Raw genomic sequence first — 12,727 nt, forward strand, 5'->3', positions numbered from 1 at the left:
TTTTCTCAATAGCAGGGTGGTCTGTCAAAATAAGTTTAGTTGTTCGTTTGGCGGTTTTGTAGTTAGCTCCATCCATTGTTTATTGGGGTCTTCAAGAAACTTGAACAGGTCAATGTAGGTCATTAGATGAAAGCGTATCAAGGAAACCATATTGGAGTATGCCCACCTTCTCTTGGTTTTTCTTTGTTTTACAAGCATTAACAATTGTATTATAAGTCCGCACCATATCTGTATTTCGATTGCATTTTGATTGTCCCCAAGGAAGTATTTCAACGGAAAGTTCTGTTTGAGTCTCTTGAACATCGTTTCTATTTGCCACCTATGTTTATATATGGCTGCTATTTCATCTGGACTGATCAAAAAATTGTTGGAGATAAACTCAAAGACCTTGTTTGTATTTGCATCCCAGAATGCAATCCTTCTCAGTTCAACGGTATTATTGTTTTATTATACTTGGGTTCACTGTGAAAGTTCCATAAACCTACAAAAGGCATTGGCCAATTTTATTTGACGCGGACTTTTGCATTCAGCTTCAAAAATAGCAGGGTTGGCAACCATGATAAAGCACGTGCGCGCTCTTGATACAGCCACGTTAAAGCGATTAGGGCTAAAAAGAAAGTCCATGCCACGCGGTGCATCTTCCAAACTGGACGTGGCCACCGAGTAAATGATGACCGGAGCTTCTTGACCTTGAAACTTATCTACAGTTCCAATCTCTAAAGTTGGCAGTCGTTGTTTAATAGCTTGTACTTGGGCATTATAAGGCGTGATTATCTTTATATCCGAAGTTGTTAAGATGGCTTTTTCACCTTTCTGATTTATGAATATGGTTTCACCGCTTGCAAGTTGATCCACAATCTCAACCACTTTCTCAACTTCTTCACTTGATGAATTGGTATTTCCGTTGTGTTCAATCTCTTCAAGATATAATCCCGCTCCAGAATATTTAGATTTTAAAACTTGCTGCTGATCAAGATGGTCTTTTGATTTCAACCGGTTCTCATAAAAGAGTTCCGAAACAAATGCATTGATGGATGAATGCATGCGCCAGGTTTCAGGTAAAAAGATACCCTGCTCATCTGAAATGGTTTTCTCGTCTTGAAGCACATGTTCTAATGCTGATACTTCTGTACCATCAGGATGAACTCCTTGTTGGGGTTGTTTCAATTGTTGTGGATCACCAAGTAGCACAAGGTTGGAACAACAATGGGAAACGGCTAAAGTATCAATTAGGGATAGTTGTCCTGCTTCATCCACAAACAGGTAATCTACACCGTCTGTATAAGGTGGCTTACTCCACATGAAAGATGTTCCAGCAATAACATCTGCGTTACCCAAAGCAGACTGAATGGCATCATCGCCCGTTGTCACTTGCCAAGGCACAGCTTCATCATAATCCGCTTTTACCTTTTGTAGCATTTGGATTGAAAGGTCTTGTTTCCTAGCAACTTCCCAAACCTTGGTAAGTAAGTTCGAGATAACCTTATGGCTTAAAGCAGTGATCCCAATTTTCTTGCCTTCTTGCACAAGTTTGACAATCAGGTGGCTTCCGGTAAAACTTTTGCCAGCACCAGGGGGTCCTTGAACAGGTAAATAGCTATTGTCTAATTTGGACACAAAATCAAAAGCCTTTTCGGTGATATCCTCATATTGAGTTCTTTCTTCGGTGAACGTTGGAGCGACATTCATGAGCAGTTGTCTGGCTGCTCGGTAAGTTTCTAAATCGCTTTCCATAGCATTGTCTACAACCCATTCCGCTAAACTAATTAAAGATTCTTCTTTTGTTTTTGAGTTAACGTTTTCCAGGCTCATGACAGTAACTGGATGTGATAAGTCTATCTTCGATGGCCCTTTCTTGATTTTGAGCAAGCGGCTATCGACATCGATATAGTGAATCACACCAATTTTGTTGTCTTCCTGATCTTCCAGCGATTGACCTATACGGAGATCACATTCTTGATAGGGGAAAGTATACGTATCAACTACGCTTCTTTTCTCGGGTACACGCTCACCGGTAAATTGAAGAAAAGAAAGGGCTTTTCGTTCTTCCAATAACTCATCTTCTGGGAGCTCTTTAAGCCGGAAGAATTCCCACCAAAAAGATTTCTTCTCTCTACGATACCAGTCGAGCATATGTGCCAAAATAAATTGTGCCTGCTGCACATTACTTCGTTCTGCTCGGATAGGAGGCATGCCTTCCAACAAGGCATCCATAATGGGTTTTATGCTTTCTTGATGTGCTGTAATACTATCGCTGGCCGCGCCTTCACCGTCAATTGGTCGGGTAATATCCGCACCATTTTTGATTAGGTCATTACGAATCTCCTCCAACCATGCTTGCAACCGAACCAAAGATTCGCAGTCGTCTTGATTATACAATTGAACGGCCGCTTGGGTTACTTTGCTAAGCTTGTCCATATTTCCTGTTTGTAGGAGCAACTCTAATTGCGATTTGTGACTTGAAAGCTCTCTTAAATCCATCTTACGCTCGTAACCAAAGAAAACCTCCAAGTCTTTAATGGAATATTTCTCTACACTAGCTCTTATGGATTGACGAACTACTCCATAGAGATCAACAAACGTATCAGAGCGTAAGAAAGTGTCAATCTCATTTTCACGGGACGCATACTTGCCCATTAATCGTTTAAACATCGTGATCTCATAAGGTGCATAATGGTAAATATGAAGTGAAGGGTCTTCTTCTTTGAGGTTGACTGCAAGGTCAATGAATTGCTCAAATATTTGTTTCTCTTCTGTTTCATTTTTGGCCCATAACGCTTGGTATTCTCCTTTATGAACGTAACCTATCAGGTACTCCAGTCCATCAGGCTCAACCATTCGGTCGCCCTCAAAATCGAGATAAATATCGTTTTCAGAGGGTTCAGGAAGTTTGTTCAGTCCTTTACCTTCTTCTACCTCGAGGGTTTCATAGATCGGTTCATAGCTATTGTGCCTGCTTGTATTCTGTACCCGTGCTTGCTCGCGCAACTTGTTGAATGTTTCTTTAACACCCTTTGTAGGTTCAAATGGTACAGGTAATGCCAGGTTTGCTAGTTTTTCAAGGGTGTTTATACCCTGAATATTAAGCTCTTTAGTCTGAGACGAACCCATACCAGCAACAAAGGTTAAGTGGTCGTCTTCACGTCTAATCGAATTGCACGTTTTCCACCATCGGCAAATATCGCAGTGACTAACGGGATCGGGATAAGTTTCATAGTCATTTAGTATAGCATCCTCCAAGTTCCTTTTCACCAAACGGATGTATGCTGCATATTCATCAAAGCGATATGTCTCTTCGCCCTCCGGCTTAATAACTCCCATGTATTCTGGTGACTTTCCTTGAATCTTGCCAACGCGCTCGGAATAAAGGCCGATTTGGAGTATTGTCCCCGCCTTGGTTTCATTGGTCAGTTTGGTGTCCCAAACTTCATATGACCATTCGCCAAGATTACTTTTCGTGTCTACTCTCAATAAAAAGTCGGCCCAACCGCTCCATTTACCATCCTCCTTTAAACGAGCCTGGTAGACAACGTCAGCACCTTCCATCATGGCATCAATGGTATGCTTTTCAGCATGTGGATCTTCATTGTTTATTTCAGCAATCGTCTTACCTTCATCTTTTAATTTTTGTAAGTGGCTCGCCTCAAATTCAATACCCTTCTCTTTAAGCATCGTCAACACACGATTGTTATACATCTCAGGATCTGCTATTTCACCCCGTGCGTGATATTTGTTGAGTTGGGTAAGGTGTTTACAGCTGCCATGAGAAGATAAATCTGAAGGGCTATAAATAATCTGGTTGTTCTTGTATTTCATATAAAATTTGAAGAAAAGATTTTTATTGTGCTTTTTCCTTGCATAATATACTTATCGGTTATTTAAACTTTACATTTAATTAGATAAAAAGATTATAAATCATGCTTATCGCTAATATCCCTAATAATTATATCTATAAACTCTTTATCAATACCATTCACTGGAATTATAAATACGTGTGTAGGAACAAAACCCTGGTGATTTTCGCTTTTATAATCCTCGAAATCATCATAGTAATTAACAGATAAATAATTTCTTTTGAAATTTAGAATTTCATTTCTATTATTTGATATTGGACTAATAAAAGAAGTAACACACACCACTTTTTGACATTCATTACTATCATAAATGTTTCTGTAACCAAAAGACCAGCATTCGTATTTATTATTTTTACCTGTAACTACATCATTTCGGGTTGAATTGTCTAACTCTTTATCTTTATACTTCATCGTTTTATTGAATTTTTCGTTCGTTGTACCGGAAGGAAAACATTTCCGCTATCAAGATCTTTTTTACTAGAATAACAAATCATCCTAACTATTCTCATCTATAGGCTCTTCTAATGTATTTTCTGATGCTTCACGATGGTCAATTGACGAATTAAACTTTTCATAAATTCCAGATATTGTTTCTTGAATTAAAGCTAGCTTTTCAATATTGTCTTCTTGATCTAAATTCTCAAAAGTCGAAGTAAGTTTGAATCTATTCGGAATTAATTGTATTAAATAGTCAATAACTGGTTTAAAATTGACATCATTAGAAACGGAAATGGTAATTTGATTTGTTTCTATTGTGTCACCAGAAAATTTAATTTTTAAATTATTCTCGTGAAATTGATTATTTACATTTATCATGTGTTGAGAAGTTTTTTAATGTTATATTTTCTTGATCTCATATCAAATATTGATTTTCCTCCATCCAGATTATCAATTATCAATTTTTGAAAATCTTTATTTTCTAAGAACAATTGTCTGTAAGAAATTTGGCCAATAGTATTTTCAGCCAGAATAATTGACTCTGCATCTCCATAGACAACAATTGAAGGATTATGAGTAACCAGTATTATTTGTTTTAAAAATTTGAAATCTCTCAACAAATTAATTAGATCTTCATTTTTGAAAGTATTACCTAAATTGTCTTCCGGTTGATCAATCATTACGACCTTACACTTTTCGTGTTGTAAAATTGTTTTTAAATACATTTCTGCGTTGAATCCAGGAGACTTATTTTTTGAATTTCCATTTTCACCGTAGTCCAAAAATGTTCTTGGGAAATCATATTTATTTAAAACCTGATTCGTCTCTTTTTTGAGTTTCTGTATTAGACGTTGCTCAGTATATTCTGGATAATCTTTTAGGTTACTATTATCATTAACTAGCAGTAAGTAATTTTTATAAATAGATTTCTCTATTTGACCACCGTTTATACAATTAGTAATACCTTGCCTTAACTGATCATTATTTTCTATTTCTAGAATCAGCTTTACGGATTCAGTAACTTCAATTTCTTCCTTGTTATTACATTTGTATTCCTCTAAAATCCTACAAGATTCATCAAATTCTACAGCTTGTTTGAATAATGTTTCGGAAGTCGTTAATAGAGATTGTTTTCTACTAAAAGCCTCTATTTTTGCTCTAGATGCTGATTCCAGATTATTGTTTTTTTCATCAATAACTGTTTTAACACCTTCAATAAAATGATCAATCGATTCACTTGTGAGTTTCTTTTGAAGTATTAATTCTTTTTTAGTTTCAATAAGATTTTCAAAAGATTCTATTATTGAGTTTTCACCATCATTGAATTCGAATATTTCATCATTCTTAAAGCTGGAAATATTACCTGAAATGTTTTCTAATAGCTCTTCTTTTTCTACAAAATCTATATGGTCAATCGAAGGTGTAAATTCGACAAAATGGAACTTGTCATTTGTCATACTTTCAAAATCACCCTCATGTATTATAAAATCTTTGCTATAAGAAGAATTGAATCGATCAAATCTACTTTTAAACGTTTCAAATTCAATCAATAAGCGATTTTTATTTGATTGTAAATTCTCTCTAGCCTCCGAAAGTTCAGTTTCTCTTCCCGAGTCAACAACTAACTCCTTTAAGTCACCAGTTTCGAAGTATTTAACGATGTCGCCTTGATTAATGTAAATTACTTCATCATCGTTAAAAGGTAATGTTGATTGCGGGGTTTGACTATTTGAAGCCTTTATTAAAACTTCTGAATCGTCACACCCATATTTTTGGAAGTCGTGCTTATTGTTCTCTATTTTTTTACCGATCAGATTAAAAAGAAGGCTTTTACCAGATGAAGCACCACCTATAATAACATTTAGATTAGGGCTAAACTCAATGGTACAATCATCAACATCTTGTATTCCTTTTATATCTAATGTAGAAATGTGTTTCTTCACATTTTTTAAAAGGTCAACTTCCTGTTGTTTTCGGATTCTAGATTGTGGGTCAATAAAAGCAAATCTTAATGTTTCGAAAGTAGGTTCTCCTTTTAGACAATAAAATTCGTGGGGAGCACCATTTTTCGGATTTGGATATACATCACAATTATGATTATCTGAGAAATTTATGAATGCCTCTTCTTTCTTGTTTCGAAAATCTGGGTCTTTTAGTTTATCAAATTCTTGATGGTGTCGAAGCCTATGCTTCTCTTTTACTTTTTCATGAGCACATTCCATTAATAAGACCATTTCTTGTGCTTTTCTAATGTCTGTGCCTTTATAGGCATCAATAATGTTTTTATGTCCTCCTGCATGCGGTATGTAGAAAAAATGGTATGGATGAAATAATTCAAAAATTTCATCTTCTGAGATACTCCTTGCTTTAATGCCGGTGCCTGTGAAATGATTCTCAATTATAGACGCAATTTCATTTGCTTTTTTTGTTGTCGTTTCATCGAAAATTAGCAGAGTATGATATGTCAGTAAACTATCATCATCTTGTTTGACTTTAATATCGAATTCACAACCTACAAGTAGCACGGGATCTCCATCAGTAAAACTATCATAGTAGTTTTTGTAAGCTTCAGCGTTTACAATATTGTGATCGGTTAGTGAAAAAAGTCTGACTTCGTTTTCAATAAGTTTTTCTTTAAGGGTGTCAATATTAAAACTACCATCGTAATCGTTAGTTTTAGTCTTATTACTAAAGTCAGAGTGAATATGTAAGTCGACTTTAAACCAGTCAGAGTAAATTTTATTCATTGTTTATATTGATGGTTTTGAACATATAGCACAATAAGTGTATAAAGGATATATGTCCTTTATATCCCATATATTCAATTAGTTTTTAATAAACGATACCCCATACCCGAAGAAATCTTCAGGCACGGGGTGGTTCATAATTTTTTGTTGTTTCTAAGTTAGCAAAATAAAACAAAAAGACTACTTTTTCCCTCAATTTTTTATAATCCTCCTTTCTTATATCAAATTTTGAGAGAAAGTATCAAAGGGCGTAATCCAAATAACATACTAGTTCATTTAAGTGTTAATTTGTAAACTTAAAAAATGAACCGCTTTATTGAACTTGATCGACTTTCAGGTAGAATTTATGGGATCCCGCCGGATAGGCGAGATTAATTCAACTTACGGATTTGAGTGCGTCTTTTCAGACTTCTCAAATTCGAGTTTCATTAAAACCACAGAATTAATAGACTTATTTAAGGAACAGTATTTAACGGAGTATACCGAACCATAAAGTTTTGTTAAGCTACTTTAAAGTATTCTGCTAACTCTTTGGTTTTCAATAATTCATTTTCAAATTGTTTCGACATTTGTCTTTCCGAGGTCACTTTAGTTGGTTAAATCCTTGAAAATCAAATGATTTTCAAGGATTTAATATTTTTAGGTGTTTTGTAACTGTTTGAAAATCAATTCAAAAAAGTTCGAATCCTTCCTGGAAGTTGTTTCCTTTTTTATTCCGAAAAAGGTGATTTTTCTTTTTTTAAGTAATTGTAAGTTAGTTTATGATCTTTCTTAAACTATAATGTGTTTGCAAATCCCTTGTAAATACTTTTATTTGCAAGGGATTCGGTTTTTGGATATAATTCGTGATAACATGCAAGTTTTTGATTTTCAGCGTCTAGAAGTTTAAGCACCCCAGTGAGGTATAGTAGGAAAAGATTTACTTAAGCTTATTAGCGGGAGACATTGAAATATCTAACCTCTCTATGGACAATCTACTTAAATTAGAAGTATTTATAAAAACGCATTCTAAATCATTAATAGAATAATAAAGATCACACTCTTATTTACTTTTGTTAATATTGAAATATTATCCTATTAAACTTTTGTCTGGTCAAATAGCATAATCGACTAAACTCATAATTTCTTACGACATAAATGCTCAAGCTTTTTTTAAGTTCGAAGGCTTTAAATAAATCAAATATTGTGATTGTTACAAAACAATCAGGAAAGGGATCATAGCGAGAGTAAAAGGTAACCTCAAAAAAAGTAAAACATGATTAATTAATTATAATAAATTCACTTCTTCTATTTTTTTGATGTTCAGCTTCATTACATTGCGCATTATTATCACATCTATTTACCAATGCTGATTCTCCATATCCACGTCCAGTGAGTCTGGATTTATCAATCCCTCCTTTTTCTACAATATATTTTATAGTACTTTTTGCACGACGATCACTCAATGCCATATTATAACTATATGGAGCTCGACTATCTGTATGTGATCTAACATCTATTTTTATATCTGGATATTGTTTCATGGTGGCAATAATTTTTTGAAGTTCTATCTCTGCATCTGGGCGAATGAAAGATTTATCTAAGTCAAAATAAATTATTTGCAAGTCTAATATTTTAGCTAAATCATCTCCAGGTTTCACTTCTTGTTCTTGTAATCCTCCTTTAGACAATTGCAGAGGTACATCATGAGTGTACTCTAATGCAGTATTGGTCTCTAAAAGTTTTTCTGATGGGTTGTAGCTGTTTTTAAGCGCCCTAATAATATATGATTTTTCACACTCCAACTCAAAATTATATACCCCTTTAGCATCACTTGCTACTCTGGATATTTCATTTCCATCTTCATCTAGTAAAAGTACATCGGCTTCTGACAAAATAACTCCAGATTCGGCATCTGTAACAACACCCGACACATACTGTCTACAAGTAGTAATTAACTCTTCTATTTGTTTAAAACTATATATATCATCATTTCCTTTTCCTCCTTTTCTATTGCTTGAAAAGAAACCTATTTTAGTTATTTCATTTAATACAAAACTAAAATCATCATCCGGACTGTTGACTGGTCTTCCTATATTATAAGGAACTGAAAAACCTTCTTCTTCTGCAACCGTAACAAAAATGTCTAAACCTCCTAATCCTACATGCCCGTCGCTTGCAAAATATAGTCTTCCTGTATCACTTATATAGGGAAAAGTTTCTCTTCCTTCGGTATTTATCTTATCTCCAAGATTGATTGGAGTACCAAAGGTTCCATCAGGTAACACATCTACCTTATATAGATCAGACATTCCTTTGGTACCAGGCATATCACTGGCAAAGTATAATTGTTTCCCATCTTTAGTAAGAGCTGGATGCGCTACAGAATACTCCTCACCATTAAATGGTAATTCCTCTATATTCTTCCATTTATCATCCTCTAAGGATGCTCTATATAACTTTAACAACACTGTTCCTGTTGTATCAGAACCTATTTTTCTTTTGGTATAATTATTTCTCGTAAAATATACTGTTTGTCCATCTGGACTAAAAGAAGTAGAAGATTCATGAAACTTAGTATTTATTTTACCTTTTATTTTTTTTGGTTGAGTTAATTTGTTATCAGGTTCTACAACTTCTGAAATAAAAAGATCTAAAAAAGGCATTTCATTCCATTCGTGAATTATTTTAGACATGGAACTATATTGACTTCGAGAGGATGCAAATACAAGATTTCCTCTATTATCAAAACTTGGAGCATAATCAGAAGCGCTTGAGTTAATATCTATTTTTTTGAGTGTAAATTTTCCAGATTGCATCTCAATAAATCTCAAATAATCTCGTGTACTCACAAAATAAACGGCTCTTTTATCGGTATTTGTTTTCTCATAGAAAATTTCCATGATAGCATCGGCATCATCATAACGCTTTACGCTTTTGAGGCTTTGTGAATACCTGAATAAATATTCCACATCCATATCATCCGAATACTCCTTCATTAGTTTTTCATACCAATCAATGGACTTTTCTAATTCTCCATTGAAATAATATGAATCTCCAATTTTCTTATACAAATCAGGAGAAGTGTATCCTTTTTCGGCTACATCTAAATATATTTTTCTAGCATCTACGAAGGCATATTTAGCAAAAGTCTCATCTGCTCTTGCCAGTCTTTTTTCCTGTGCTTCTATTCCTCCAAATACAATAACACATAAAGATAGACTCATAAGGGTTTTTATAACTTTCATAACAATCTTATTGGTTAAAAGAATCTAGGAGTTAGCATTCTATTATATTTTCTAAACAATTCAAAACGTAGCATTACTTCATAACTTCCATCGTTAAATTGTGTTCTTCCTAATTCGGTTGATTCTTTATCATATGCAAATCCAATCATTAAAGAATCTGAAATCTGGAAACCTGCCATAGCACTAAAAGCCGCACTCCATCTATAGGCTGCTCCTAAGGTTATTTTATCATATAATAAGAAATTTGCTGATATATCCACTTGCAAAGGAGCACCAAATACTAATTTAGACAAAAGAGCTGGTTTAAACTTAACAGTATCACTCAAATCAAAAACGTATCCTGTTATCAGATAATAGTTAATACGTTCTTCAGCAATAAATGTTGATGAATCATTACTATTTACTGTAGCATCTTCATCAAAATGATTTGTCTCTAATAAATTAGGAGCACTTAATCCAGCATAAAACTTATCTGTATGATAATAGATTCCAACACCAACATTAGGACTAAATTTATTATCAATATTATTTTCAAAATTAGGGTCATTTATTTCGAACTGTGTCAATCTTTGAAAATCGACATTCAGTAAATGTCCTCCAGCTTTTAGTCCAAAACTTAGCTTTCCTGTATCCGATGTAGGAATTGTATATGAGAAATCAATATCAAAATAGGTTTCATCGGTAGGTCCGATTTCATCATTTACGATAGAGAACCCTAGCCCAACTCGATTGTTATCTCCTATTGGAGTATTTAGAGTTAAGGTTTGCGTTCTTGGTGCTCCATCCAATCCTACCCATTGACTACGATGCAACCCCATGATACTCATAACACCTCTACTACCAGCATATGCTGGATTTACACTTATCGTATTATACATATACTGGGTATATTGTGCATCTTGCTGTGCTTGGATATTATTGAGATAGGAAAACGCAAGTGAGATAATGGTAATTAAAAAAATATATTTTTTTTGCATAAGCATAAGAGTTGGTAATTCACCCTATGGTTAGCCATAGGGTGAATTATTAATATTATCTATTTATATATAAGTATCCAGCTTTAGATCTTTTTACTCCATTTCCATTATCATATTCTAAAACATAATAATATGTTCCTACTGGCAACTGTCTATTTTTACTTATAGTTACACGACCATTACTAAATCCTGCAAAAAGTTCAGAGCCAGGCTGTTCATATGAATTCTGATCAAATACAGCTACTCCCCATCTGTTAAATATTTTTAAGTTATTATCGGGAAAGTTATTTAATCCAACTATTCTGAATTCATCATTAACACCATCTCCATTCGGACTGATACCATCATAGATGACTATATCTTCGTTTCCTAGACCAATTGATGTAATCGTTTCATCTTCTGCATCTCCATCACCATCGATATCGACATCTATTGTATTGGTAGGATCATCAGAAACATCAACCACATCATCTCCATTTGGATCTTGACCTGTTACTGTAGCCTGATTGATTACTTCTCCTAAAAGAACATCTTCTGCCGTTAGCACATAGGTAGCTGTAAATGTGGTTGTATCAATCTCTCCTACTGCTAATAAATCAATCGGACCGCCGTTTATAACAATTCCTGGTAGCGGATCTGATAATACGATATTGGTAATATCCACATTACCCGTATTCTCTATTGTAAAGGTATACTGAATCTCATCTCCAACATTTGGAAGACCATCATCATTAACATCTACATAGATACCTGTTTTAGTAAGTGCTAAATTTGGTAACTGATTAATATTTGTAATCGTTTCATCATTTGTTGGATCACTATCTCCATTATCATCTACTAATTCATCTCCATTATCTGAAACATCAATCACATCATCTCCATTTGGATCTTCTCCTATCACAGTTGCACTATTTATAACTTCTCCGTTATTAATATCAACCTGTGTAATTACATAAGTTGCTTGTGCAGTACCTTGCTCTCCTGGTGCCAATGTAGAAGGAGTAATCGCAAGATTTGTGCTTCCAGTAAGGATGTCATCTATAAAGATATTACTAACAGTCACATTACCAGTATTGGTAACAGTAAACGTATAGGTAATCACATCTCCAACATTTGAACCACTAGCTACTCCAGTTTTCACTAATGTTAAATCAGGATTTTGTGTGATATCAAAGACCGTAGTATCGTCTGTTGTATTTCCATCGGTATCATCACCATCATCACTGGTATCACTAATATCAGTTCCCTGTGGAGATGTTCCTTCAGCCAATACACTATTGCTAACACCACCAGCATCTACTGCTGTTTGGGTAATTACATAACTTGCCAGATAAGTTGCTGTTTCACCTACTTGTAGTGTACCTTCTAAACTACCAAGAGATGCATTGTCAAAGTCAGGTCCATTGTCTAGGGTAAGGGTGTTTCCATTTCCATCGACAAATGTATCTGTAAGTGTTACTCCAGTAAGTGTTACATTTCCTGTG

8 protein-coding genes are annotated in these 12,727 nt (G+C 34.5%); all 8 read right to left on the bottom strand.

Annotated elements, in window-relative coordinates; genetic code table 11:
• Window positions 1-24: 24 nt before the first annotated feature.
• Complete coding sequence (locus tag H526_RS0111855; protein ID WP_342667686.1) at window positions 25-426, bottom strand: transposase; 402 nt, start codon at window positions 424-426, stop codon at window positions 25-27.
• A gap of 33 nt (window positions 427-459) precedes the next feature.
• Complete coding sequence (locus H526_RS0111860) at window positions 460-3,816, bottom strand: TM0106 family RecB-like putative nuclease (protein ID WP_027393201.1); 3,357 nt, start codon at window positions 3,814-3,816, stop codon at window positions 460-462.
• A gap of 92 nt (window positions 3,817-3,908) precedes the next feature.
• Window positions 3,909-4,265, bottom strand: coding sequence for a hypothetical protein (locus tag H526_RS0111865; RefSeq protein ID WP_027393202.1), 357 nt, complete (start codon window positions 4,263-4,265; stop codon window positions 3,909-3,911).
• Between the two features lie 84 nt (window positions 4,266-4,349).
• A complete protein-coding gene (locus tag H526_RS0111870) occupies window positions 4,350-4,670 on the bottom strand; it encodes a hypothetical protein (protein ID WP_027393203.1) in 321 nt (106 codons plus the stop codon).
• Window positions 4,667-7,039, bottom strand: coding sequence for a PHP domain-containing protein (locus tag H526_RS0111875; RefSeq protein ID WP_027393204.1), 2,373 nt, complete (start codon window positions 7,037-7,039; stop codon window positions 4,667-4,669). The genes H526_RS0111870 and H526_RS0111875 overlap by 4 nt, the downstream gene beginning before the upstream one ends.
• 1,259 nt (window positions 7,040-8,298) lie before the next feature.
• The gene (locus H526_RS0111880; protein WP_027393205.1) at window positions 8,299-10,266 is read right to left on the bottom strand and encodes an OmpA family protein; all 1,968 of its coding nucleotides are present in this window, start codon (window positions 10,264-10,266) and stop codon (window positions 8,299-8,301) included.
• Window positions 10,267-10,280: 14 nt separating this feature from the next.
• Window positions 10,281-11,243 carry a PorP/SprF family type IX secretion system membrane protein gene (locus H526_RS0111885; protein WP_027393206.1) on the bottom strand — a complete coding sequence of 321 codons (963 nt, stop codon included), beginning with the start codon at window positions 11,241-11,243 and terminating at the stop codon, window positions 10,281-10,283.
• 55 nt (window positions 11,244-11,298) lie between these two features.
• Window positions 11,299-12,727, bottom strand: a 1,429-nt coding sequence (locus H526_RS29025) for a DUF7507 domain-containing protein (protein ID WP_027393207.1), incomplete at its 5' end; no start/stop codon positions are given.

This window comes from Aquimarina latercula DSM 2041 (genome assembly GCF_000430645.1).
In the GTDB taxonomy this organism is placed as follows: Bacteria; Bacteroidota; Bacteroidia; order Flavobacteriales; family Flavobacteriaceae; genus Aquimarina; species Aquimarina latercula.